The sequence below is a fragment of the Corynebacterium sp. MSK073 genome (genome assembly GCF_030232085.1).
In the GTDB taxonomy this organism is placed as follows: domain Bacteria; phylum Actinomycetota; class Actinomycetes; order Mycobacteriales; family Mycobacteriaceae; genus Corynebacterium.
In genome coordinates this window covers 73,703-97,483 of sequence record NZ_JASPIY010000009.1, presented here as the reverse complement: position 1 = coordinate 97,483, position 23,781 = coordinate 73,703, and the positions used below count along the sequence as shown (strand labels likewise).

The 23,781-nt window shown below is 61.2% G+C and carries 21 protein-coding genes; 4 read left to right on the top strand and 17 right to left on the bottom strand.

Going from position 1 to position 23,781, the window contains the following annotated elements:
* Positions 1-246: 246 nt before the first annotated feature.
* The 14 genes from QP970_RS07665 to QP970_RS07600 all read right to left on the bottom strand — a co-directional run bounded on the left by QP970_RS07665 (position 247) and on the right by QP970_RS07600 (position 16,563).
* Positions 247-918, bottom strand: a complete 672-nt coding sequence (locus tag QP970_RS07665; protein ID WP_349819903.1) for a cell division protein FtsQ/DivIB — start codon at positions 916-918, stop codon at positions 247-249.
* Entirely contained in the window at positions 918-2,381 is a 1,464-nt protein-coding gene (gene murC, locus QP970_RS07660; protein WP_284869840.1) for a UDP-N-acetylmuramate--L-alanine ligase, read from the bottom strand. The genes QP970_RS07665 and murC overlap by 1 nt, the downstream gene beginning before the upstream one ends.
* A complete protein-coding gene (gene murG / locus QP970_RS07655) occupies positions 2,382-3,491 on the bottom strand; it encodes an undecaprenyldiphospho-muramoylpentapeptide beta-N-acetylglucosaminyltransferase (protein ID WP_239269931.1) in 1,110 nt (369 codons plus the stop codon).
* A gap of 20 nt (positions 3,492-3,511) precedes the next feature.
* The gene (locus QP970_RS07650) at positions 3,512-4,915 is read right to left on the bottom strand and encodes an FtsW/RodA/SpoVE family cell cycle protein (protein WP_239269932.1); all 1,404 of its coding nucleotides are present in this window, start codon (positions 4,913-4,915) and stop codon (positions 3,512-3,514) included.
* A 24-nt stretch (positions 4,916-4,939) separates the two neighbouring features.
* Positions 4,940-6,337 (bottom strand): UDP-N-acetylmuramoyl-L-alanine--D-glutamate ligase, encoded by a 1,398-nt coding sequence (gene murD, locus QP970_RS07645; protein ID WP_284849663.1) that lies wholly within the window; start codon positions 6,335-6,337, stop codon positions 4,940-4,942.
* Positions 6,338-6,376: 39 nt separating this feature from the next.
* Entirely contained in the window at positions 6,377-7,489 is a 1,113-nt protein-coding gene (mraY, locus tag QP970_RS07640) for a phospho-N-acetylmuramoyl-pentapeptide-transferase (RefSeq protein ID WP_284869839.1), read from the bottom strand.
* 30 nt (positions 7,490-7,519) lie between these two features.
* Positions 7,520-9,049: a UDP-N-acetylmuramoyl-tripeptide--D-alanyl-D-alanine ligase gene (locus tag QP970_RS07635; protein WP_284869838.1), complete on the bottom strand. Its 1,530-nt coding sequence runs from the start codon at positions 9,047-9,049 to the stop codon at positions 7,520-7,522.
* A 2-nt stretch (positions 9,050-9,051) separates the two neighbouring features.
* Positions 9,052-10,587 (bottom strand): UDP-N-acetylmuramoyl-L-alanyl-D-glutamate--2,6-diaminopimelate ligase, encoded by a 1,536-nt coding sequence (locus QP970_RS07630; protein ID WP_239269936.1) that lies wholly within the window; start codon positions 10,585-10,587, stop codon positions 9,052-9,054.
* Between the two features lie 9 nt (positions 10,588-10,596).
* Entirely contained in the window at positions 10,597-12,465 is a 1,869-nt protein-coding gene (locus QP970_RS07625) for a peptidoglycan D,D-transpeptidase FtsI family protein (RefSeq protein ID WP_239269955.1), read from the bottom strand.
* Between the two features lie 211 nt (positions 12,466-12,676).
* Positions 12,677-13,507: a cell division protein FtsL gene (gene ftsL, locus QP970_RS07620; RefSeq protein WP_239269937.1), complete on the bottom strand. Its 831-nt coding sequence runs from the start codon at positions 13,505-13,507 to the stop codon at positions 12,677-12,679.
* Entirely contained in the window at positions 13,504-14,544 is a 1,041-nt protein-coding gene (rsmH, locus tag QP970_RS07615) for a 16S rRNA (cytosine(1402)-N(4))-methyltransferase RsmH (protein WP_239269938.1), read from the bottom strand. The genes ftsL and rsmH overlap by 4 nt, the downstream gene beginning before the upstream one ends.
* A 168-nt stretch (positions 14,545-14,712) precedes the next feature.
* Positions 14,713-15,147: a division/cell wall cluster transcriptional repressor MraZ gene (gene mraZ / locus QP970_RS07610; protein ID WP_034654127.1), complete on the bottom strand. Its 435-nt coding sequence runs from the start codon at positions 15,145-15,147 to the stop codon at positions 14,713-14,715.
* Between the two features lie 440 nt (positions 15,148-15,587).
* Positions 15,588-15,989: a DUF3040 domain-containing protein gene (locus tag QP970_RS07605; protein ID WP_239269939.1), complete on the bottom strand. Its 402-nt coding sequence runs from the start codon at positions 15,987-15,989 to the stop codon at positions 15,588-15,590.
* Between the two features lie 130 nt (positions 15,990-16,119).
* Positions 16,120-16,563, bottom strand: coding sequence for an SAV_6107 family HEPN domain-containing protein (locus QP970_RS07600; protein WP_239269940.1), 444 nt, complete (start codon positions 16,561-16,563; stop codon positions 16,120-16,122).
* Between the two features lie 235 nt (positions 16,564-16,798).
* Between QP970_RS07600 and QP970_RS07595 the strand changes: the two genes are divergently transcribed.
* Genes QP970_RS07595 through QP970_RS07585 form a run of 3 tightly spaced genes read left to right on the top strand, consistent with a single transcriptional unit; the run spans position 16,799 to position 20,016 of the window.
* Positions 16,799-17,353 carry a GNAT family N-acetyltransferase gene (locus QP970_RS07595; protein WP_239269941.1) on the top strand — a complete coding sequence of 185 codons (555 nt, stop codon included), beginning with the start codon at positions 16,799-16,801 and terminating at the stop codon, positions 17,351-17,353.
* Positions 17,354-17,404: 51 nt separating this feature from the next.
* Positions 17,405-18,484, top strand: a complete 1,080-nt coding sequence (locus tag QP970_RS07590; RefSeq protein WP_239269942.1) for a polyprenyl synthetase family protein — start codon at positions 17,405-17,407, stop codon at positions 18,482-18,484.
* Between the two features lie 8 nt (positions 18,485-18,492).
* Positions 18,493-20,016 (top strand): alpha-(1->6)-mannopyranosyltransferase A, encoded by a 1,524-nt coding sequence (locus tag QP970_RS07585; protein ID WP_239269943.1) that lies wholly within the window; start codon positions 18,493-18,495, stop codon positions 20,014-20,016.
* Here the strand turns inward: QP970_RS07585 and QP970_RS07580 are convergent.
* A complete protein-coding gene (locus tag QP970_RS07580) occupies positions 19,985-20,389 on the bottom strand; it encodes an Rv2175c family DNA-binding protein (protein WP_284772040.1) in 405 nt (134 codons plus the stop codon). The genes QP970_RS07585 and QP970_RS07580 overlap by 32 nt on opposite strands.
* 10 nt (positions 20,390-20,399) lie before the next feature.
* Here QP970_RS07580 and QP970_RS07575 point away from each other — a divergent pair, with 10 nt between their 5' ends.
* Positions 20,400-21,755, top strand: a complete 1,356-nt coding sequence (locus QP970_RS07575; protein WP_284772039.1) for a protein kinase domain-containing protein — start codon at positions 20,400-20,402, stop codon at positions 21,753-21,755.
* A gap of 8 nt (positions 21,756-21,763) precedes the next feature.
* Here QP970_RS07575 and QP970_RS07570 read toward each other — a convergent pair whose 3' ends face one another.
* Together QP970_RS07570 and QP970_RS07565 are read right to left on the bottom strand one after the other, a co-directional pair.
* Positions 21,764-23,152, bottom strand: coding sequence for a class II 3-deoxy-7-phosphoheptulonate synthase (locus QP970_RS07570; RefSeq protein WP_239269946.1), 1,389 nt, complete (start codon positions 23,150-23,152; stop codon positions 21,764-21,766).
* 44 nt (positions 23,153-23,196) lie between these two features.
* Entirely contained in the window at positions 23,197-23,706 is a 510-nt protein-coding gene (locus tag QP970_RS07565; RefSeq protein ID WP_239269947.1) for a polyadenylate-specific 3'-exoribonuclease AS, read from the bottom strand.
* Between the last annotated feature and the right edge of the window lie 75 nt (positions 23,707-23,781).

The following is a 23,781-nucleotide window of genomic DNA, read 5'->3' as shown; positions in this document are numbered from 1 at the left end:
TTCACGAGCGTGAATCGCGTTCCCCTCCATCTTTAACGACACACCTGTAATTTTCATGCTCATTTTACGCGTGTCGGGACTCTCAAGTACCACTTTAGGGTTGTTGGCCTGCGGTTTTGTCCGCCACTTCCACACCATTGACACCACCTAAAAGAGAAAATAAAAGACCCTGCAGCGCATACGCTTCGGGCGCGGCGCGGCAGGGGATTTTTCGGGTCTATCGAGGCCTCCGCCTAGGTATCTACCCTATCCGCGGGTAGTGACCAGTTCGGGGTTAGAGATATTCCATTCTCGGCCCTCCATCTTCAGCACGGTGGCGAAGGCGCGGGCCTTATCGTCGTTATTTTTATCGCTCGCACCCCAGAAAATGCGGCGATCATCCTTCATGGTGAACTGCAGTGAGTAGGAATCGGTGACTTCGAGGGTGGCGACTTGGTGGCGCACGTCATCGGAAAGCGCGGCGATGGCAGCTACCGCGTCTTGGGCCTCGGTGGAGCCACTGTCGATGTCCCCGGTAAGTTCCACCGCACCTTCGGGCGGCTCGGCGGAGGTAAATTCCTCGCCCTTGTCATCGATGAGGTAGGTGGTGTCATCTCGCTTCACGAAGGCGACGGGTTTATGTTCCTGCACAGAGATGGTCAAGGTCGATGGCAGGTCGCGCGAAACCGTCACCGAATCCGCCCAGTCCAGGCTGGCAACGCCACTGGCGGCCTCGTGTGCATCCACCCGCAAGAGGTTTTCGCCCTCGGGCACGCCCGCGGCCTCCTGGACCTGGGCGGAATCGAGCTGGTGCACGCCCTCGACCTCAAAGTTTTTCACCTTGAAAATGGGCAACGCCCATACCGCGGCGCCCACCACCAGCACGAGGGCGAGCAGGCCGCCAACGATGCCGAAAATGAGCTTCTTCGACACCCGCACTAGTGGGCCCGCAATTCATCGAGGATTTCCGCGGCAACAAGGGTGATGGAACCGGCGCCGATGGTCAAGATGATATCGCCCGGCTGTGCGATGGAGACCACGTCCTTGGCCGCGGCGGAAAAGTCTGGTTCAAAGATAACCTCCATCTCCTCCGGCATCTTATTGGTGATAATGCGGGAGGTAATGCCTTCCACGGGTTGCTCGCGGGCACCGTAGATGTCGAGTACAACGGCGGCATCGGCAAGCGCAAGCGCCTGCGCGAACTCGGCGTCGAATTCCATGGTGCGCGAGTACAGGTGCGGCTGGAAACAGGCGATAACACGCCCGCCATTGCCTTCGGCAGCAACCTTGGCGCGCGCGGCCCGCAGCACCGCGGCGACCTCGGTGGGATGGTGGGCATAATCGTCGAAGACACGGACGCTGCCGCCCTGCCAGTCCACGCTGCCCCGGTACTCAAAGCGGCGGCGCACGCCGCTGAAATCCGCAAGGCCCTCCGCGATGGTGCTGGGATCGCCGCCCGATAGCACGCCGGCGATTAGCGCCGCCATGGAGTTGAGCACCATGTGGTGGCCGGGAATCTGCAGCTGGTAGCTCACGGATTCCTCCACGCCGGGCAGGGACAGCTGCACGGTACACGCCATGCCAGCGGCGGTGGTCTCCTCCGCGGTCAGCGTCGCGGCGAGCGGAACGGAGGTGGTGCGGGCCTTCTCTGCGCCGCCATAGCCGATGACGTTGATGCCGCGGCTGAGCGCCTGCTCACCGATCTCAGCCGCGTGCTCGTCCTCCGCGCACACAACGAGGTAGCCGGTATCCGGGGTGACCAGGTCCGCGAAGTCCGCAAAGACCTTGAAGTAGGCGTCCGCGGAGTGGAAATAGTCAAGGTGGTCCGGCTCCGCGTTGGTGATGACGGCGATATCGGGGCTATAGCGCAAGAGCGAGGCATCGGACTCATCGGCCTCGGCAACGAAGGCCTCACCGGTGCCGCCATGCGCGTTGGTGCCGGCGCGGTTGAGTTGGCCGCCGATGGCAAAGGAGGGATCCAGGCCTGCGTGCTGCATGGCGCTCACGGCCATCGAGGTTGTCGAGGTCTTGCCGTGCGTGCCCGCCAGCAGCACCTGGGTGTGGCCCTCCATCAGCGCGGCGAGCAGATCCGAGCGGCGAATGAGCGGAATATTATTCTCCCGCGCGGCGACGAGCTCCGGGTTATCTTGCGGAATCGCCGCGAAGGAGGTGACGACGGTGGTGGGCAGCTCGCCGGAAAGCTTGAGGTTGTCCGCAGCGTGGCCGATGGCCACCTTGGCACCCATCGAGCGCAAAACCTCCACCGGGGTGGAGTCCTTCACATCGGAGCCGGTAACGACGGCGCCGCGTGCGGCGAGGATGCGGGCAAGACCCGACATCCCGGAACCACCGATGCCAATGAGGTGGACGCGGCTGAGATCGTACTGTGCGGGATCGGTCATTTACTTATCCTTCTTTCCGGCCTGCAATTCTGCGTCCTGCACGCGGGTGGCGATGCGGTCAGCGATGATATTCGCCGCATCCCCCGCCTTAGACTGGGCGGCGGCCTGCGTCATGGATTTCAGGCGCTCTGGATCATCAAGAATGGCGCGGACCTCTTCGATGAGGCGATCGGAGCCCAATTCGGCATCGGGAATCTGCACCGCAGCACCGGCTTCTACCAATTCGCGCGAGTTCAGCGCTTGCTCGCCATTGCCGTGTGGCAACGGGACGTAGATGGCGGGAAGGCCCGCGGCGGAAACCTCTGCCACCGTCATCGCGCCCGAACGGCACACCACGAGGTCCGCCGCGGCGAGCGCACCGGCCATGTCGTCGATATACGGCAGAGCGGCGTAGTTGGGATACGGCTTGGGCGAATCGTTTTTCTTGCCATAGGCGTGCAAGAGCTGGAAGTCCTTAGTGAGGTCCTCCGCTGCGCCCGCTACGGCGCCGTTGATGCTGGCCGCTCCTTGGGAGCCGCCGGTAATGAGGATGGTGGGCAGCTGCGCTAAATCCCACTTCGTGCGGGCATCCGCAGCGGTATTCCCGTCCTTATCCCCGGCAGCCGCGGCCAGGCTGGGGCGCACTGGGATGCCGATGACCTCGCCCTCCATGCCGGAATTGGCGTGGGCATTAAGGCCGATGCCGCCGAGCTTCACGCCCAGCTTATTGGCCATACCTGCCAAGGCATTGGTCTCGAGGACGTAAAACGGAATACCTAAGGTCTTCGCCGCTATATAGGCGGGCCCAGAGACGTATCCGCCGGTGCCGAAGACGACATCGGCCTCCACGTCCTTTAAGACCTTCCGCGCCTGGCGGACGGACCGCGCAAGCTTGACGGGTAACTTGGCCAGGTTGGTGCTCACCTTGCGGGGAATCGGCACGGGCGTAATTAGGCGCAGGTCCACGCCGCGGGCGGGAATAATATCGCTTTCCAGCCCCTTTTCGGTCCCTAATGCGGTAATCCTGGCGCCGTAGCGCTCGCGTAAAGCTTCACCGACGGCAAGGGCGGGCTCAATATGTCCTGCAGTGCCGCCACCTGCAAGGACGACGGAAAATGGCGTGGAATTCATAGCCTAAAGGCTACCAGCGCCTACCGCCTCGGGCGGTGCTCGGCGCGCGGATACCTCCGCCCACTTCCGGTCACCGGCCGGCCGTAGCGCTCGTCGCGCACCCGCGGACGGGTCTCCTGCGGCTGGGCGTGCCGGCCCCGCTTTTTCTGCTTCCTCGCCGTCAGCGGTTGCGGCTCGCCAATGAAAAAGAGGCGATCAAATAGCGGGCGCCCAAAGTTCTGCATGGCAGAAATCTGCATCGGCTCGTGGCGGGCCACGTTGCACAAAATGCCCATCGAGCCAATCGTAATAATCGCGGCCGTACCACCCGCGGAAATCATCGGCAGCTGAATACCGGTCACCGGCAGCAAGCCGACGACATAGGCGATATTGATAAACGCCTGGGTCACCACGCCAATGGTCAGCGTCGCGGCCAGCAGGGATTGGTACTGGTTCTGCGCGCGGGTTGCGGTGCGCAGCCCCACATAGCCCAAGGCTGCAAACAGGAAAATCACCAGCGCGCCGCCCCACAGGCCGAGCTCCTCACCCACGATGGCGAAGATGAAGTCATTCTTGGCTTCTGGCAGGTAGAACCACTTGGCACGCGATTGGCCGAGGCCAACGCCCCAGAAGCCGCCATCGGCAAGCGAGAGAAAGCCCTGGTAAGACTGGAAACCCGTGCCCTGGGTATCGGAGATATTGCCAAAGAGGGCATCGAAATAGGTGTGGAAACGGTGGGAGCGGAAGCCGCCGATGAGGAAGACAGCGACCAGGCCCAGCGCACAGAGGATGCCGATGATGATGGGCACGCGCCTGTTAACGCCGGCGAAAAAGAGCGTGAAGACCACAACGAGGGCAAAGGACAGGGCCATGCCCAAGTCACCCTGCCCCACGATGAGCAGGAACATGAGGCCCGCGATGAGCGAGTACATCATGAACGGGTCCGAGAGCTTGAGGGAATGGTGTTCCTTATCCGCGAGCACCGAGGCACCGAACATGCCCACCGTGATGCGTGCTAGCTCGGAAGGCTGCAGGGAAATCGGGCCAATGTAGATCCACGACTGGGAGCCCACCTCCTCGCGGCCGGTACCGATGCCGGGGATGAGCACCGCGATCAACAGCAAAATGGAAAGGGCCAATAGCCACGGGATGAATTTGCGCAGCGTGTGCGGGGAAACTTTGAGGCCGAGCCAGAATGCACCCAAGCCGATAATAACCATCGCGGTTTGCCGCAGCGCCTGATTCCACACGCCACCATCTTCTGTCAGCGACGTAGCCATGGACGAGGAAAAGACCATGACCACGCCAATACCAATGAGCGAGAAGATAATCAGGCGCAGCAGCTGATAATCTAGCCCGGCTTGCTGGCGGGCTTGTTCGCGCACATCACGAATGCGCTCGCGCATGCTCTTTGCGCGGGGGCGCTGCGGGGAGGTGGCCGTCATGAAGTCTCCTAGATTGAAAAAGGTCTAATGCGCGCGGGCGATATCCCGCGCCGCCGCGGCAAAAAGGTCGCCGCGTTGGGCCATTCCGGTGTACATATCCAACGATGCCGCAGCCGGTGCCAAGAGGACGGTATCGCCCGCTTCGGCGTGTTGCACGGCGGTGCGCACTGCAGCGTCCATCGCCACCTGTGGGTCGGTATCCTCGATGAGCTCAACCGGGGTTTGCGGGGCGCGGCGGGCCAAGGCTTCGGCGATGATGCTCTTGTCGATGCCCACCAGCACCGCCGCCTTCAACCGCGCGGCGTGGGTGGCGATGAGCTCATCCACGTCCGCTCCCTTGAGCTGGCCGCCGGCGACCCAGACCACCGAATCGAAGCCTTCTAGAGCGGCATCGGCCGCGTGCGGGTTGGTGGCCTTGGAGTTATCGATATAGGAAATCCCGCCGTGCTCGTGCACCACGGCGCCGCGGTGACCGGCCACCGCGTAGGCGGCTAGGCCTTCCTGTATGGCGGCGGGGCTGGCACCTGCCAAGCGGGCCACGCTCGCGGCCGCCGCCGCGTCGAGGACTCCCGCAAGGCCCGCCGGCTCGATGCCCTCGGCGGGGGCGAGATCTATGGCGTCCTCCCCGTCCAGCCTGGAGACCAAGCGCCCGGCGCTCACCCCTACCTCACCAGTGGCCGGCTCGCCGGCGGTAAAGCCATACACGCCGTCGATTCCCTCAGCGTAGCAGCCCGCCGCGGCATCGTCCTTGCCCACCACGGCGCGCGTGCCGTGCAGGGCCTTGGCCTTGGCGCGGGCATAAGCGTCAAAGGAACCGTGCCAATCCAGGTGGTCTTCGGCCACGTTGAGCAGCACGCCTACATCGGGGCGAAGCTCGCTGGACCAGTGCAATTGGAAGGACGAGAGTTCGGCGCACAGGACGTCGACCCGCGGGGAGGCGGTCAGGGCATCAAATAGCGAGACGCCAATATTGCCCACGGCTTGCGCGCGCAGACCGCTGCGAGCGGTATCGGCCTGCATGATTTTGGTCAGCATTCCCGTGGTGGTGGTCTTACCGTTCGTGCCGGTGACAACCAGCCAAGTCCGCTGCGGGCCGAAGACCTCGGCGCGGTCGAGGCGATAGGCCAGCTCGACATCGCCGATGACCTCCACGCCGGCGGCCTGGAAGGAATCTAAGAGGGCGGAATTGGGCCGCCACCCCGGCGAGGTCACCACCAGGTCATACTCGCCCGGTGCTGGGTCGTCTGTCGAAACCGTCGCCACGCCGAACTCTTCCGCCAGGGCCGCTAGGGCCGCGGCGTTGGAATCGGCGACGGTGGTATCCACGCCGAGGCGCGCGAGCATCGCCACGCACCCGCGGCCAGAGACGCCGGCTCCTGCGACGAGGACGCGCCCGCGCAGAAAAGGTGGTAGCTCAGCCATGATGAGTGCCTCAATCCTTAAGTATCTAGTGCCAAAACTTTATTGCAGGTTTCCAAAGCTGGCTGCAGAGAGCCAATCGCCGTAGAAGATGCAGATGCCCGCCATCGCGGCCATCGCGCTTAATAGCCAGAAACGCGTGACAACCGCGGTTTCGGCCCAGCCGCCGTTTTCAAAGTGGTGGTGGATGGGCGCCATGCGGAAAAAGCGCTTGCCCGTCGTGCGGAAGACCACGATCTGGATGACCACGGAGACCGTTTCAATGACGAAGATGGCGCCGATGACGATCATCAGCAGCTCGGTGCGGGTGGTCACAGAAAGGCCGGCGACGAGGCCGCCAAGCGCGAGCGATCCGGTATCGCCCATGAAGATCTTCGCCGGTGCGGCATTCCACCACAGGAAGCCGAGGCAGCCGCCCAGGCCCGCGGCTGCGAGCACTGCGAGATCCAAGGGATCGCGGACCTCGTAGCAGCCGGCGGCCGGGGAAATCGAGCACGAGTTGCGGAACTGCCAGAAGCTAATGAGCGTATAGGCACCCATCACCATGGCGGTGGTACCGGCGGCGAGGCCGTCCAGCCCATCGGTCAGGTTGACCGCATTCGACCACGCGGCGATGAGCAGGTATAAAAAGACCAAGAAAATGATCGTGCCAATCACGGCGCCGCCAACGGCGATATCGAACGTATCGAAATCGCGGACGAAGGACAGGTTGGTCAAGGCAGGGGTTAGCCCATTGGCATCCGGGAATTGTAGGGCGAGGATGCCGAAGATGAGCGCGATGGCCAGCTGGCCTACCAGCTTGGCTGTTTTATTAAGGCCGAGGTTGCGCTTTTTGAACAGCTTGATGAAGTCATCGGCAAAACCCAGGCCGCCGAGTCCCATGGTCAAGAAGTAGACCAATAACCCCGAGGGGCTAAATCCACCGTTGCCGGTTGCGCGGGCATAGATGCCCACGATGAGGTAGGCCACCGTGATGGCCAGCAAGATCGCCAGACCGCCCATCGTCGGGGTGCCCCGCTTGCGCAGGTGAAGCTGCGGGCCGTCTTCGCGGATTTCTTGGCCTTTTCCGACGCCAGAAAAATACCGAACCAAAACTGGGGTGGTAAAAATCGCGACGAGGAAACTAACGACGCCCGCGATAATGATCTGAGTCATTGCTAGAGATCTTTCTCCTTGAGATAGGGACTAACGGCGATTGAGCTGTTCTGCCACGCGCCACAAGCGCTGGGCATTCGAGGATTTCACGAGGACGACGTCCTTGGCCGCGCGCGTGGACCAGTCCTCCACCCCGGCAGGGGCTACCCGCAGGATATTTTCTACGGCCGTCGTCGCGGCCTCAATATCGGGGCAAAGTTCGGTCTGGATGCCGTGCGCGTGCGCGGCCTCCACCATGGCTACGGTATGCGCGCCTTCTCCTACCGCAACGAGGTGATCCACGTGGTATTTCGAGAGCACCGATCCTAGGATGCGGTGAGCTTCGACGGCTTCGCCGCCAAGCTCGCCCATCTCCCCCAGCACCGCGATGGAGCGGGCATCCGGGCGGGCCGCGGAGGTATAGGCCAAGGCGGCAATCGCCGCGTGCATCGAATCCGGGTTGGCATTATAGGAGTCATCGATGACGGTGACGCCATCGCGGCGGGTGCGCACGTCCATGCGGTGCGCCGAGCTCGTCTGGTGTCCGCTGAGCGCCCGCGCGGCAACGGCGGGTTCCACGCCCGATTCGATGGCCGCTGCGGCCGCGGCCAGGGCATTAGAGACCTGGTGCTTGCCAAAGACCTGTAGCTTAATGCTCATCGGCTCGACGCCGGGGGCGTGGAAGGTAAAGGACGGGCGGGCGACATCGTCAAGCTCAATATCGGTGGCATAGTACTGCGCATCCGCGGCCTGCGGGCGGTTGGCGGAATAATAGACCACCTTAGCCTGCGTGCGCGGTGCCATCGAGGCGACGAAGGGATCGTCCGCATTCAGGACCGCTACCCCGCCGTCTGCCGCGGCGGGCAGGGACTCGATAAGCTCGCCCTTGGCCTGGGCGATATTCTCCCGCGAGCCAAACTCGCCTAGGTGGGCGGTGCCCACGTTGAGCACCACGCCCACCGTCGGGGCCGTGATCTCGGTCAGGTGGCGAATATGGCCGATGCCGCGCGCGGACATTTCCGCCACGAGGAAGCGGGTGTGCTCATCGCAGCGCAGGGCGGTATAGGGAAGGCCTACCTCGTTATTGAAGGAGCCGGGCGGGGCGACGGTTTCGCCCTCGGCGCGGAAAATGGTAGCCAGCAAATCCTTGGTAGAAGTCTTGCCCGCAGAGCCAGTAACGCCGACGATATCCAAGCCCTGTTCCGCGGCGAGGCGGGAGGTCACCTCGCGCGCGAGATCGGATAATGCCCCGATCACAGCGGCGGCGGAGCCATCCTCATCGTTGGCATAAATATCGGCATTGGCGGCGTTACCGGTCACGCGGCCTTGGGGCTTGACGATGATCGCCGGTACCCCCACCGGCCGAGCGGCCAGCACGGCCACGGCGCCTTGCTCTATGGCTTTTTCTGCAAAATCATGGCCATCGACGCGGGCACCGGGCAGGACTACGAACAAGCTGCCGGTGGTGACCTTGCGCGAATCAAACTCCACGAAGCCGGTCACGCGTTCATCGGGATCATCAACGCCATCCAGGCTACCGCCGGTTATCGCGGCGATATCTCCAATAGAAAGTGGAATCATTACTACTCCTTCGTATCCCTAAGAGTATCGCGATGCGCCGTTCCTGCCAGCTTTTCCTCAATGGCGCGCGCCATTTCCTCTCGGTCATCAAAGTGCAGCGTGCGCTCGCCGACGAGCTGGCCTACCTCATGGCCCTTGCCGACGACGATGATGGCATCGCCCGGCTCCGCCCAATCCACCACTTCATCGATGGCGTGTGCGCGCGAGCCCTGCTCCCGAATATCGGCGTCCGGTGCGGCCTGGCGAGCGCCCTCAATGACCGCTGCGCGAATCGCGGCTGGGTCCTCGGTGCGCGGATTATCATCGGTCACCACCGTGAGATCCGCCCGGGTGGCCGCAGCCTCTCCCATAATCGGGCGCTTGGTGCTATCGCGGTCACCGCCGGCGCCCACGACGACGCCGACGCGACCGGTAGTGCCCTCCAATTGCAGGCGCAGGGTATCGAGCACCGCCGCGATGGCCGCGGGCTTGTGGGCATAATCCACCACGGCCACGAAGTCCTGACCGCGGTCGATCCTTTCCATGCGCCCCGGAACGGCGACGTTTTCCACGCCGGTCAAAAAGACCTGCGGGTCTTCGCCCACCGCAGTAGCCATCCCTAGGGCGAGCGCAGCATTGGCGATATTGAATTCGCCGGGCAGCGGTAGCCGGAAGGAATAGTCGGTGCCGTCTAGGTTGAGGTCAACCTCCTGTGCACCGGTCGCCTCGGTAGCCGTCTGCCGGGCGGAGATCGTGGCATCGCCTGTACGCGTTGCCACCGTCGTAACCGGAGAACCGGCGTCTTCTATCTTTCCGCGGAGGCGCTCGCCCCACTCATCATCAACACAGATGACCGCGCGCTGGGCGGCCTGCTCCCCTAGGAATAGCCGGGACTTGGCCGAAAAGTACTCCTCCATCGTGGGATGGAAATCCAAGTGGTCTTGGCTGAGGTTGCTGAACCCGGCCACAGCAAAGTTGGTTCCGCGCACGCGGCCGAGCTCCAAAGCATGGGAGGAGACCTCCATGACCACGTGAGTCACGCCCTCGTCCTTCATGCGGGCGAAAAGTTCTTGCAGCCGTGGGGCTTCCGGCGTGGTCAAAGAGGTGGGCACCGGCGTGCGATTGATGCGGGTGCCGGTGGTTCCGATAAGGCCGACGGAGTGCCCGGCCTGCAAGAGGCCAGCCTCCAGCAAGTAACTAGTCGTGGTCTTGCCGGAGGTGCCGGTAATACCCAAGACCGTGAGATCGCGGGTGGGGTGTCCGTAGATTTCTGCTGCAATCGGACCTAGGACTGCGCGGATATCTTCTACCACGATGATCGGCCGGGTTTCGTTAGCCTGGCGAAGGTGATCGAGCCCGGGGGCATCGGTAAGCACCGCGCCCGCCTTGGTATCGCCGACGAACTGGGCGCCGTGCACGCGCGTGCCCGGAAGGGCGGCAAATAATGCGCCTTCGGGAAGGCTCGCGGAATCCAAGCCGCACGCGCTGACCTCAACGGTGCCATCACCGATGACGCGTCCGTGCGAAAGCTGCGCAAGTTTTTCTAAGGAAACAGACATTTCAAGCTCCTATTGTTCCCGCAGGGTCATCCGCGGCGCTGGTGTCGAGGTAGGAATATTATCGCGGTTAAGCAGCCAGGAAGAGATATCCCGGAAGATTGGGGCCGCAGACTGGCCGCCGCCGCCATTGTCTTCCACGCCGGATTTGGGCTCATCGAGCATGACTGCGACGACGAATCGTGGGTCATCGGCAGGCGCAATGCCCGCAAAGGTGATCCAGTAGGCAGAATTAGAATACGCCCCGGAATTCGGGTCCACCTTCTGCGCGGTACCGGTCTTACCGGAGAGCTGGTAGCCATCCAATTGGGCGTTGGCGGCCGTACCGTTTTGCACCCCGGCATCGTCATCTTGGAAGACGGCGCGGAACATATCCACCGCAGTCTTGGCGGTTTCCTTGTCCACTACCTGGGTCTTCTTAGGCTCGGGTAGCTTTTCCGTCTCGCCATCGGGGTCTTTGATCTCGTCGATGATGCGCGGTTCGATGCGCTCGCCGCCGTTGGCCAATGCTTGATACACGCTAGCCATCTGCAGCGTCGTCCACGCCTGGCCCTGGCCGATGGGCAAGTTGGCAAAGGTGCCGCCGGACCATTGCTCTTGGTCTGGCACCGTGCCGGCGGATTCATTCGGAAGCTCAACGCCCGTGTTAGCGCCCAAGCCAAACTTCTTCAGGTACTCGGCATATTTCTCGGGGCCAAGCTTATCCGCGATCATCAAGGTGCCCACGTTGGAGGACTTACCAAAGATGCCGGTGGTGGTATACGGCTCGGTGCCGTGATTCCAGGCATCGTTGACGGTCACGCCAGCCATGTCGATGGAGCCCGGAACCTGGTGCACCTCATCCGGAGTGGTAATACCCTCCTGCAATGCGGCTGCCGCCGTCACTATCTTGGCAACGGAACCCGGCTCATAGGGGTGGGAGATGCTACGGTTCTCGAAGTCCTTGCCCTCTTTAAGCTGGTCTTCGATATTCTTATTCGGATCCACCGTGTCGGTATTAGCCATGGCGAGCACCTGGCCCGTCGCGGCATCAAGCACAACGGCCTCGGCACCCTCCGCCTGGGAATTGGCCTTGGCCTTTTCCAGCTTTTGCTGGACGTAAGTCTGCAGGTCCAAATCCAGGGTGAGGGTGACATCGCGACCATCGACGGCATCCACAACATCGCGCAGCGTGCCGGGGATGACCTGCCCATCGGCGGAGACATCCTCCGTTGACTGCCCATCAATGCCGGTCAGCTCGGTATCGCGGGCCGCCTCAAAGCCGAATTGGCCGTGGCCATCCATAGAGACCTTGCCCACAGCGTTTTCTGCAATCGCCCCATTTGGGTACTGGCGGATATCTTGCCGGTCGGCCGCCACGCCGTGGTACTTATTGGAAATCTCTACGGCGACATCTGGGTCCACATTGCGGACCAAGACCTCGTACTGGGTATCGGCCTTGAGCTTGTTTTTAATATCGCTCGCATCAACCTTGGAGGCAGAGGCACCCGAATCCTCAATCATCTTCGGGATGCCCTCAGCCATCTCCTTGAGCTTGTCTTCCATTTGTTTGGTGAGGTACTCGTCCTTCTTGCCCTCATCCATGCCCTCGAGTTTTCCCTCGGAGGTGGCTTCCATCTTGGCCTGCTCTTTGAGCTCATCGCGCAGGCGCGTGGGAGAGACAGTCAAGGAACGAGACTTCATTGTATAGGCCAAACGCTGGCCATCCCGGTCCAGGATCTCTCCCCGGCGGGCCGGGTCGATATAGACGCGTTCGCGCTGGGTAACAGCCTTTGCCGCAAGATCTGGGCCCCAGACCAATTGGACCCACGCAAGGCGCCCGCCCAAGGCGACGGTGGCGACGACAACACAGGTCAAAATGATGCGCAGGCGCTGGCGCATGATCGCTTTTTGGGGCACAACAGAGCTAGCGGTGCGGCGCGGCCGCGGACGGTATCCACGGTTGCCACCATTATTCGGTGCAGTCACGGTGCTCAGTCACCTTCCCTTCGCCGCCACAGGTTCTTGCGTGTATCGATTGTGCCCTACAAGATGGGCAGTGCCCGCGCTACCACGCGCGAGCACAGAGAATTTCACCACTTATTCTGTCCGTTTAATCGGCCTGGCTGGTGTACGGCGCGCGGGCGGGAAGGTTGGGGCGATTATCGCTGGCGTCATCGCGATTATCGTCGTTATCGCTGCCGCGGTGCTCATCCCGATCCTCGTCCGCATCATTACCGCGCGCATGTTGCTGCTGCCCGCGCGGCACAGCGTTAAGGGAATCAGACATTCCCTCCGTATCCTTCGGGTCGCTCGAGGCTTGGCCCGGGCGGATGGGTTCACCGTTAACATCGATAAGCTTTTCCGTATCAGGAGTGCCTTCGCGCTTGGCGATGATCTCGCCATCCCCGCCGACCTCAGTCACGCCGGGTTGCTTGGGTACGGCCAAGCCCAGCTCATCCGCGCGGCGGGCAATATCCGCCGAGGAGCTTAAGTTCTCTGCATCACGGTTCAGCGACTCAATCTGATTATCCAACTGCGATTCCTGCACCGTTAGCTGCTGGATCTTAAACGTCTGCGAGGTGGACAAACCAGATAGCCACATGGCCAGCACTACCCCGCCAATCAGCAAGGTAACGGCTAAGACAGCAACGCGGGTAAAAGCATTATTCTGCTTCGTCTGCTGTTGCACCCGCCGGCCGCGGAAGCTGACGACCTGCTTCGAACCAAGCCGCTTCGCCCCGCGGTGCGGAACCCGGGTACGGCTAGGAGCCGTCCGGCGCGCCGTTTTCCCGGTAACCCTAGGGGCGGTGCGCTCGCGCACAGCGGTAGGCACTCCGGTGTCGATTCCGGTGGTGAAGTCTCGGCTGGCGCCCATGCTGCGAGTGGCCTCTCTGTCGCGGCTGTCCGTCAAGTGCTGGTTTCGGCGTGGGATGGTGCTCATTTCTTGCCTCCCGGGGGTAAAAATTCTGGCGTGCCTTCGAGCCGTTCTAGAGCCCGCACGCGCACCGACGCGGCGCGGGAATTTTCTTCTACTTCCGCCGCAGATGCTTTTTCGGCCCCACGGGTAACCGTGGCGAATTCCGGTGCGGTGCCCGGCAGGTCCATCGGTAGACCGACAGGCGTGGTGGACGTAGATAGCTCCTTGAATGCTGCCTTTACGAGGCGGTCCTCTAAGGACTGGTAGCTCATAAAGACCGCGCGCGCCCCAATGGAAAGCGCACTGGTGATTACGGGAAGCACATTTTCAATGGCCTCCAACTCGCGGTTGACCTCTACTCGCAGCGCCTGGAACGTGCGCTTTGCGGGATGCCCACCCGTGCGGCGCGTTGCCGCAGGGATGGTCGAGTATAGAAGCTCAACCAAGCGGCCCGAGGTGCTAAACGGTTCCTTCTCGCGCTCCTTGAGCACAGCGGAGGCAATCTTGCCCGCAAAGCGCTCGTCACCATAGGTCTTGAGAATCCGCGCCAGGTCCCCGTGCGAATACGTATTGAGCACGTCAGCGGCGGTAAGCCCGTGGCTCGGATCCATCCGCATATCCAGCGGTGCGTCCGTCTTATAGGCAAAGCCGCGCTCTGCCTGATCCAGCTGCATGGAAGAAACGCCCAAATCGAAGAGGGCTCCCGCGATTCCGTGGGCGCGGGCAGCATCAAAGATATCACCCTCGCCCTGGGCAATGGCGGTACCCAACTCATCGAAGCGAGCATTAACCGCGCAAAAACGCGGGCCGAAGGGCTCTAGCCTGGCCGAAGCATTGCGCAATGCCTGCTCATCGCGGTCCACACCGATAACGCGTGCCTGCGGGAAGGTCTGGAGGAAGTACTCGCTGTGGCCGCCGGCACCCAAGGTGGCATCGACAAGCACAGCCTGCGAGCCCGCAGCCTCCACTCCGGGGCGCAGGAGCTCTGCCATGCGCTCGCGCATGACCGGCACATGGCCGTGGTTATCCGCCACATTGTAATTAAGGTCAGTTGTAGCCATTACTCCCCGCGTCCCCCTTTCTTATTTCCGCTGTGCAGGACTTCCTATCGTGGAAAGCACGACGAGTGCATATAGGGCCCTGTCCGAGGCAGGTTTCTGATATCGGGGAAGTACACCAGAATCATCCGCCTCGGACAGAGTCCTTACACGCACTCGAGATGCGGGCTTTTACAGCAAGCCCGCAAGTACGTCATCGGCATCTGCTGCCGAATAAGCATCTTCAGTTTGCGATTGATACTCAGCCCACGCGGCTGCATCCCAAATTTCGAGGAAATCTACTGAGCCAACCACCACGCACTCTTTGGACAAGCCCGCGTACTCACGGTGGCCTGCGGACAAGGTGATGCGACCATGCCCGTCGGGCCGCTGTTCGTCCGCACTTGCCGCCAAGTTACGAATGAAAGCGCGCGCTTCCGGGTTGGTTCGAGAAACCGCCGCAGCCTTCCGTGCGCGTTCGGCGAACTCTTCGCGCGGGTACACGGCCAAAGAATGGTCCTGCCCCTTGGTAACCATCAGGCCACCGGCGAGCTCGTCGCGAAATTTTGCAGGAAGCGTTAAGCGCCCTTTGTCATCAAGCTTCGGAGTGTAGGTTCCGAGAAACATCCCGGCGTCCACCTTCCTCACTCGACAACTCCGGATTCCCTCACGTCAGAAGAGAGTTTTTCAACCCCATTCCTCCGCTGCGCCCCACTCTACCCCACGTTCCCCCACATACCCCACTTAAATCGCCATATTCTTAATAACTCAAAAAATATGTGCAGTTAAAAGGGTATTTTTACGGTGGGGAGAAATCCCGCGCCCCACCTTGACAACCCCGAAAATCCACCCCTTTAGCCCCATTTACAACATCGAGATCGCCCCACCTCATACACCACTTACAGCGCAATGCCTGCATATCCGACCTGCTACCACCCTCTGCCACCCACAAGCCCCCACCGCGCCGCGGTTTTGGTCAGAAGGTGGGGCAAAGTGGGAAATTTTGGTAAGGCGTAAAAAATCCCCAGCCACCCTTCTTGGTGACTGGGGAAATGAAGAGTTCGCAGCTAGCTTTCCTCAAAGCGCCGACGGAAGTTTTCTTCCAACTTGCTGCCTACCCCACTGTTACGAGACGAGGCTGCTTTCTTTGACCGCCCATTGGTGGACTTTTTCTTTCCTGCACTAGCGGGCTGGTCGCCGCGGAGCATCCACACGCCAGCGGCGAACATGACGAGGAATCCGGCGATGGAGAGCGCAATAAACCACAAGCTTTGCTGCGCCAAGGCCACGCCGCCAACAAGCATGCACAAACCAACCACGATGAGCGCGACCCCACGTAGGGTAACTGCGCCGCCGGATCCGCCGATCGAGGTAGATTCAGACACAGAAGCGCCAAATTTAGGATCGTCCGCTAATAACGATTCCTCTATTTCACGGAGCGTGCGTTGCTCCTGCTCAGAAAGAGACACTTTTCCTCCAACTAGGGACTGGGCTTCGGCCGATATATCTTCTACCAATACTAACGCCCAGAGTAACCAGTATGTTCCCCAAAAGGTAGTTATTCCCCTCAACAGTGATTATGGCGCCGCAATGCTGCTGCTATGCCGCAAAGGATCCCAGAATCGTCTCGGTTTCACTCTCATCTAAAAATTGCGCCGCCTGCTCCATTAGCCCGTAGACATACTCCTCATCCGGAGTTGCATCCAAGCCAGATCCCACCCGGGCGCGAGTACGAGAATAGGTCTTAAAAGCTTCCGCCCACTGCTTTTCTTCGGCCCCGACCAGAGCCAAGCGGTCCCACGCGCTCGTTGGCAGGCGCCGGCGGCGAGAGACCACCGACACGGCTACTCGCGCACCCGCCGTACGCAATGCGGACTGATAAGCCACCTCTAGCGCTTGGTCAAAGCGACCATCCGCCGCGTAGCTTCTGGCCTGATCTAGAAGCTCGCGGGCCTGGAAAAGAAAGTGGGCCCGCTTTGCGCCCTGCTTGCCAGCGAAGCGACCGGTAGAGCGGGACTGCGTTGCCGAAATAATCTGTGCCATTGTTTTTCTCCTGTACTGCGCTAATAACTAACCGTGTTCGATTGCCGTTGACTTTAAGTAGCCAACCGGACATCTACCCCCTATTCTAGTTCACCTGTTCGAATTACTCAAGAGTTTTACCAGCCATAAATCGATGCATATCGAACAACGTTCGATAGTTTTCTTTGTTCGACTGAATAACCCCGCCCCCACCCTCGTCCGCCGGTAGCCACACGTATCTGGTGTGATAGATACCGTGAGTTTCGAAATCCGCCGCTTAACCCCGCAAGAGTTCTCTATGCTGGCTCCCCAACTCGTGGAGATCTACATCGAGGCCATGGGATATGACCCGGTCACGTTTTCGCGCAGCGTGGACAATTGGCAGTCGGATTCCATGCGGCCCGGGTTTACAGCGCTTATCGCTGCGCATGACAACGGCGTCGTGGGAGTGGCCTATGGATTTTTAGGCTCACCAGATACTTGGTGGGATTCCGAACTGCGCCGCGCCCTGCGCCGCAATGGCGGGATAACTGAGTCCGAATGGGGCATGCTGCGCAGCTACTTTGAGGTGGCCGAAGTACACGTGCTGCCTTCCTTTCAAGGACACGGTTTAGGCAGGCAGCTACTAAAAGGGCTGCTGTGGAATATCCCTGCCCAATATGCTTTATTATCAACGCCGGAATCGCCACGGGAAGCCAACGGGGCTTTTCGCCTCTACCGGTCTGTGGGCTTCTTTGATGTCGTGCGCCACCATCGCTACCCGGCGGATCCCCGGCCCTTTGCCATTTTAGGAGTGGGCCTGCCGCTATAAACCTGCGTTATTTCTTCTCGGCTCTAGGCGGTATCGTGTGAAAGTGTGACTATGACGAATATTCCTGAGCTTGCGGATATCCCCGGCGCGGTGCGCGAAAAACTGGCCATCTTCTTGGATCAGCGCCGGGAACACGTGGCAGAAATCGGTGCCCCGGTCAGTACCGCCATGAGCTTTTTGGAATCATTCGTCCTCGATGGCGGGAAAAGGGTGCGCCCCATGTACGCGTGGGCGGGTTACCTTGCCGCCGGGCGCGGTTCGGAATCCCCAGAGGCGATGCTGCGCGCGGCATCCTCGCTGGAGTTCATCCAAGCCTGCGCGCTTATCCACGATGACATCATTGACGCGTCGAATACGAGGCGCGGGAAACCGACGGTGCATCGGGAAGCAGAGCGCCTTCACCGGGAGTCCGATTTCTTAGGGGATCCGGAATTCTTTGGCACGTCCGTGGCCATCTTGGTGGGCGATTTTGCGCTGGTCTACGCCGAGGATATGTTTCAGGATTCTGGGCTCAGCCCAGAGGCTTTGCAGCGTGCGCGCGAGCCCTGGCGGGGAATGCGCACCGAGGTTTTGGGCGGCCAATTGCTCGATATTTCCCTCGAGGCAGCCGGTTCGGAATCGGTGGCGCTGAGCAATTCCGTCAATCGCTATAAAACCGCCGCCTATACCATCGAGCGGCCCCTGCATTTGGGCGCTGCCATCGCGGGAGCAAGCGAAGAATTAATCTCGGCTTTCCGCGGCTATGGGCACGATATCGGCATCGCGTATCAGCTCCGCGATGACCAACTGGGGGTCTTTGGGGACCCCGAAATTACGGGCAAGCCCGCCGGCGACGATCTGCGAGAGGGCAAGCGCACGGAGCTTCTTGCCTTAGCGCTACAGCGCGCCGATGAACGCGACCCCAGTGCCGCCGCTACCCTGCGGAAATTCATCGGCCGCACCTCCGATACGCAGGACTTGCTGCGCCTGTCCCAAATCATTGCGGATTCCGGCGCCCCGGATGAGATTGAGCGCCGCATTACCGCGTTGACGGAATCCGGGTTAGCCCATCTGCGTGCGGCGAACGTGGATCCGCAGATCACGGAAACGCTAGAGCACTTGGCCATTCAGGCGACGACGCGCCAAAAGTAGGTATCACCGTGGCCAAAACCTACTCCTTGCCAGTCCCCCGCGCGCTCCCGCTGGGCCTCGTGGCCTCGTGTGTGCTCCTTTTCTCGTCCTTTTCCGGCGGCTCGACCCGCAATCGCGGCGGCGTGCTCGAAGCGCTCAATATCGGCTTCTTCTCCTATGGTCACGGGCGCAACCTTGGGTTGGTGCTGTATTGGGTGGGCATTTTCCTCCTCGCCGCCGCCTGGGTGCTTGCCGGGCGCATGATTATCCGCCGGCAGCTTAAAAACCCGCGCCCAGAGGGAGGGGTGCGCGAGCTACGACGCATCCTTATCGCTTGGGTCACCCCACTGCTTTTCGCCGGCCCCATGGCTTCTAGGGACGTGTATTCCTACCTCATGCAGGGCGCCATGGTCCGCGATGGGTTCGACCCTTATACCGAGGGCGCCGCCATCAACCCCGGCCCCTTCCTGCTGGAGGTCTCCCAAGACTGGCGCAATACCACCACCCCGTACGGTCCGCTGCACCTGTGGATAGGCAAGATCGTGACCACCGTTGTGGGCGATAACGTCACCGCCGGGATCATCATCTATAAGCTGCTTTCGCTCTCGGGCTTTGTCCTCATTGCGTGGACGGTCCCGCGCATCGCCAGAAAGCTCGGCGCGGACCCGGCGGTCGCGCTGTGGATTGGCGTTGCCAACCCGGTCATCATCTTGCACCTCATTGGCGGCATGCATAATGAATCCCTCATGGTCGGCCTGGTGTCCTTGGGGCTTTTGGCCGCGCTGCACCAGCGCTTCCACGCCGCGCTACTGCTAGTCGGCACGGCGGTGGCGATGAAGGCTACCGCGATCTTTGCAGCCCCCTTCATCGTCTGGCTGATGCTGCACCGCTACGCGCCCAAGGGTTCTACCGCGGCGCGCACGGCGGTAGTTTTCGTCTGCTCAGGGCTCATCGCTGCCGTGGAAATCATCGCCTCCGTGGCGCTTATTACCTGGGCCTCCGGCACCTCATGGGGCTGGCTATCCCAGGTCAGCGGAAATTCTAAGGTGATTAACCCCTTGGCGGGCCCGACATTGGCCGCAGACATCATCGTCCCAGCGGTCCACATTTTTGACCCGGACGCATCCTATAACGCCATCCTGGGCGTCCTGCGCACCATCGCGATGGTGTGCATGCTCATCGGGCTGGTCATCGTGTGGTGGCTAAGCCGGCACACGGCCCGCGATGCGATTATGGGCACCGCGGCGGCCTACCAGGTTGCCTTCGTCTTCAACTCGGTGACCCTGCCGTGGTACTACGCCTCCATCTTTACGCTCATGGGCACCTTCCGCCCGCCGCTGTGGCTGCTGAAGTTTACCTCTGGCGTAGCGCTATTTATCAGCTTGAGCTTTTCCGGCGATGGCAACCACCAGCTCTATAACTGGTTCTGGGTCATTGGCGTCATCGTTTTGTCCTGGTCCGCAACGCAGTGGATGTTCGATGGCGTGAGCCAAAAAGGCCCTCAACTCCCCAAGCGCTGGGCTAAAAAGCAGACGCCTGAGCCCGCCGAATGACCTCGCGCGCCAGGTGCCCGTGCAGGGCGTCGATTGGCCGGCCAGGCAGGGAATCATCTGCGGTAAAAAGGTGGCGCAGGATTTCTTCGTCGTCATAGCCGCCATCGGTAAGCACGGTGATAACGCCAGTGATATGCTTGGCGATGCTCCCCTTGTCATTGAAAAATGCGAGCGGCACGCGCTTGCCTTCGGGCGAGTCCCAGACAATGAATTTGCGGTCCTGGAGCAGGTCATAGGCGCGCGTGATGGGAAGGCCTAGCTTGTCTGCCACCTGCTGCATGCTGAGCAGCTCTTCGCCGGCCAATAAGGAATTCAGGGAGTTTTCTGCGTTAGTCACGCCACCTACTTTAACGCGGCCTAGGGGATCGGCCATACTGGGAGGTATGACTAGGTTGGAAATTGGTGACGTGTTGGAAGACCGTTACCGCATCGATCGCCCCATCGCCCGCGGCGGTATGTCTACCGTCTATCGCTGCGTGGATATGCGCTTGGGCCGCCAAGTGGCCGCAAAGGTCATGGATGAGCGCTATGACGATGACCCGGTTTTTATCAAGCGTTTTTCCCGCGAGGCCCGCGCGATGGCGCGTTTGCAGCACCCCAACCTCGTGGCCATTCATGATTTTTCCGCCGATGGCGAGCCCATTTACCTCATCATGGAGCTTATCGATGGCGGCACTTTGCGGGAGCTGCTTGCCGAAGGCGGCCCGCTTACCGTTCCTGCCGCATTATCGACGCTGCGCAGCGTGCTCCAAGGCTTAACCGAGGTGCACTCCACGGGGCTTATCCACCGCGATATTAAGCCGGATAACGTGCTCATTACCTCGCATCACCGGGTGAAATTGGGCGATTTCGGCTTGGTCCGTGCGACGAATGCGCAGGCCACCTCGAATATGATCGTCGGCACCGTCTCGTACTTGGCACCGGAACAGGTCACCGGCGAGGATATAACCCCCGCTACCGACGTGTATTCGGCCGGCATCGTGCTTTTTGAGCTCCTGACCGGAACCGTGCCCTTCTCCGGGGATACCCCGATCGCGCACGCCACCGCGCGCCTCTACGATGATGTTCCCGCCCCATCCACGCGCGCTGAGGGCGTGCCCAAGCTTGTCGATGCCCTCGTGGCCACCGCCACCGCCCGCGATCCCCGCGAGCGCTTTGCCGATGCCGGGGAGTTCCTCGATGCCATCGAAGATATTTGCCGGGAGTTGGATCTGCCCACGGTGACCATCCCGGTTCCCCGCAATGCGGCCGCCGCGCGCACCGCGCAAACGCCGACGGATTATTCCGGCATCGGCGCCACGGATGTATTTGAGCCCACGCGGACCATCCCGCAAGGCGCTACCGAGCATTTAGACGGCGGGCCCACCGAGGTCATTCCCCCTGAGCCCGAGCCGGATCCGCCGCAGCCAGACTTTGAAACGCGCCTCGATGTCCCCCAGGCGCCCGCCGACGATTCCCCCGAGCCGCCGCTGGCTCCTGCTCCAGCACCAGCGCCGGCCCCGGCTCCTGTCCCCGCCCCAGCACCCGCTGCGGGCGTGGGTGCAGCAGCACATTCTCCCGCGCAGCCGCCGGCACAGGCGGCAGAAGAAGAACCCGCCGAGCGGCCCCTGACCAATCGCCATCCCGCCTCACTGCTGGTCTTTCTCCTCGCAGTGGCGGTGGCTACCGGTGCGGTCGCTATCAGCGGGTGGTGGTTTGGTTCCTCCTACTACGAAGGAACCCCTTCCCTCTGGGTCTAGGTGGTGCCCTAGTTCCGCAGCATCTCAGCGATGAGGAACGAGAGCTCGAGGGACTGCTGCGTATTCAGGCGCGGATCCACGGCGGATTCATAGCGGCCCGGCAGGTCCAGGTCGGTGATGTCCTCGGCGCCACCGAGGCATTCCGTCACGTCTTCGCCGGTGAACTCGAGGTGCACGCCGCCCGGGTGGGTGCCCAAATCGCGGTGTACCTCGAAAAAGCCCTGCACCTCGTCGACGATCTTGTCGAAGTGGCGGGTCTTGTACCCGTTGGACGAGGTAAAGGTATTGCCGTGCATGGGGTCGGACTGCCAGACCACGGTGTGCCCAGAATCTTCGACGGCCTTGATGATGGGCGGCAAGACGCTACGAACCTTGTCGTGGCCCATGCGGGAGATGATGGTCAGGCGGCCAGGCTCGCGGTTGGGATCTAGCTTTTCGGCGTATTCCACGGCCTGCTCAGGCGTGGCTCCAGGTCCGAGCTTGATGCCCACTGGGTTGCCGATCATGGCGGCGAAATTAACGTGGAAGTCATCCAGCCCACGGGTGCGCTCACCAATCCACACCTGGTGCGCGGAGAGGTCATAGAGCTTGGTATCGCCATTATCATCTTGGCCCAAGCGCAGCATGGAACGCTCATAATCCTTGAGCAGCGCCTCGTGCGAGCAGTAAATATCCGCCGAGTGCAGGGTGGAGTCCTGCACGCCGCACGCATTCATGAACTTCAAGCCATTTTCAATCTCGCGGGCCAAGTCTTGGTAGCGGGCACCGGCGCGCGATTTCCGGACGAACTCGCGGTTCCATTCGTGCAGGCGGTAGAGATCCGCGGTGCCGGAGGAGGTCAAAGAGCGCACCAAGTTCATGGCGGCAGAAGAGTTAGCGTAAGCACGGATCATGCGGGCAGGATCGTGGCGGCGATCCTCATCGGTGGGGTCCACGCCATTGACGATGTCCCCGCGGTAATTCAACAGGCCATTCGCGTCCGTATCCGAGGAACGCGGCTTGGCGTACTGCCCAGCAATGCGCCCCAGCTTCACCACTGGAACGGACGCGCCATAGGTCAATACGACGGCCATCTGCAGCAGGGTCTTAACGTTGCCGCGAATATGCGGTTCGGTATTCGATTCAAAGGTCTCGGCGCAATCGCCGCCTTGCAACAGGAAGGCGTTGCCTAGTGCGACATCGGCAAGCTGCAGCTTGAGCTTCTCAATCTCTGGGGCAACCACGATGGGTGGCACCGACTCGAGAATCTTGCGCACGTTATCGGCTTGGGTGGGATCCCAACTGGGCTGTTGCTTTGCATCGCGCTTGATGACGTCCTGGAAGACCTCCTCAATGCCCTCAGGCAAGGGCGGAAGATCAGGCAGAACACTTTGGGGAATATCTACTGTCCAACTCACTCTTCCATTTAACCATTTAATGCCTGTCGCTTGGTAGTTAACTGCTAGAAATTGATTCTATTACCCTTGGACAAGGGCAAGACCTCGGTGCAGGCGCGGAATTTGACGAGGTTATGGCGGGCATCGACAAGCGCATCGTGGTTGCCCTTAGGCACGGCCGGCAAGCTAGGACGCCCGGCGAACTCCCACAGCTGCTTTAGCTCGCGAGTATAGCGCGGCAGGCGCTTGGGAAAACTCGCCATGTCGCCCCACAGCTGCGCCAATACCACGTGGTCATACGCGCCGACCCACGCCCACAATTCAATGGGCGTAGAGCTGCGCGTTAGAAACTCCAGGATTTCCGTGCGGATGGTGCTCGCCGGCTTCCATGCGGAATCCTGGGGACTGGGCAGTTTGGCCAAGACGTTTTCCTTAACCCAAGAGTTGGCCTTGGACGGGTCAAAATCCGTGGATACGGCATAATATTCACTTCCGTTCTCACCGACGATGCCGATGGAGACCAATTCAATGGTCTTGCCATCCTCGATAAATTCGGTGTCATAGAAGTAACGCACGTTGTACAAGCCTAGCGCTGCGGCGATGGGCGCGGGAAATTGGCCCCACGATCGCGCCGCTGTAAAATTTTGCAG

Excerpts from the sequence above, each read along its gene's own strand:
- murG (WP_239269931.1), bottom strand. The coding sequence starts at position 3,491 with ATGAATTCCACGCCATTTTCCGTCGTCCTTGCAGGTGGCGGCACTGCA.
- ftsL (WP_239269937.1), bottom strand. The coding sequence starts at position 13,507 with ATGAGCACCATCCCACGCCGAAACCAGCACTTGACGGACAGCCGCGAC.
- QP970_RS07630 (WP_239269936.1), bottom strand. The coding sequence starts at position 10,587 with ATGTCTGTTTCCTTAGAAAAACTTGCGCAGCTTTCGCACGGACGCGTC.
- mraY (WP_284869839.1), bottom strand. The coding sequence starts at position 7,489 with ATGACTCAGATCATTATCGCGGGCGTCGTTAGTTTCCTCGTCGCGATT.
- murD (WP_284849663.1), bottom strand. The coding sequence starts at position 6,337 with ATGGCTGAGCTACCACCTTTTCTGCGCGGGCGCGTCCTCGTCGCAGGA.
- QP970_RS07635 (WP_284869838.1), bottom strand. The coding sequence starts at position 9,049 with ATGATTCCACTTTCTATTGGAGATATCGCCGCGATAACCGGCGGTAGC.
- QP970_RS07590 (WP_239269942.1), top strand. The coding sequence starts at position 17,405 with ATGACGAATATTCCTGAGCTTGCGGATATCCCCGGCGCGGTGCGCGAA.
- QP970_RS07625 (WP_239269955.1), bottom strand. The coding sequence starts at position 12,465 with ATGCGCCAGCGCCTGCGCATCATTTTGACCTGTGTTGTCGTCGCCACC.
- QP970_RS07650 (WP_239269932.1), bottom strand. The coding sequence starts at position 4,915 with ATGACGGCCACCTCCCCGCAGCGCCCCCGCGCAAAGAGCATGCGCGAG.
- QP970_RS07580 (WP_284772040.1), bottom strand. The coding sequence starts at position 20,389 with ATGGCCGATCCCCTAGGCCGCGTTAAAGTAGGTGGCGTGACTAACGCA.
- QP970_RS07600 (WP_239269940.1), bottom strand. The coding sequence starts at position 16,563 with ATGGCACAGATTATTTCGGCAACGCAGTCCCGCTCTACCGGTCGCTTC.
- QP970_RS07575 (WP_284772039.1), top strand. The coding sequence starts at position 20,400 with ATGACTAGGTTGGAAATTGGTGACGTGTTGGAAGACCGTTACCGCATC.
- murC (WP_284869840.1), bottom strand. The coding sequence starts at position 2,381 with ATGACCGATCCCGCACAGTACGATCTCAGCCGCGTCCACCTCATTGGC.
- rsmH (WP_239269938.1), bottom strand. The coding sequence starts at position 14,544 with ATGGCTACAACTGACCTTAATTACAATGTGGCGGATAACCACGGCCAT.
- mraZ (WP_034654127.1), bottom strand. The coding sequence starts at position 15,147 with ATGTTTCTCGGAACCTACACTCCGAAGCTTGATGACAAAGGGCGCTTA.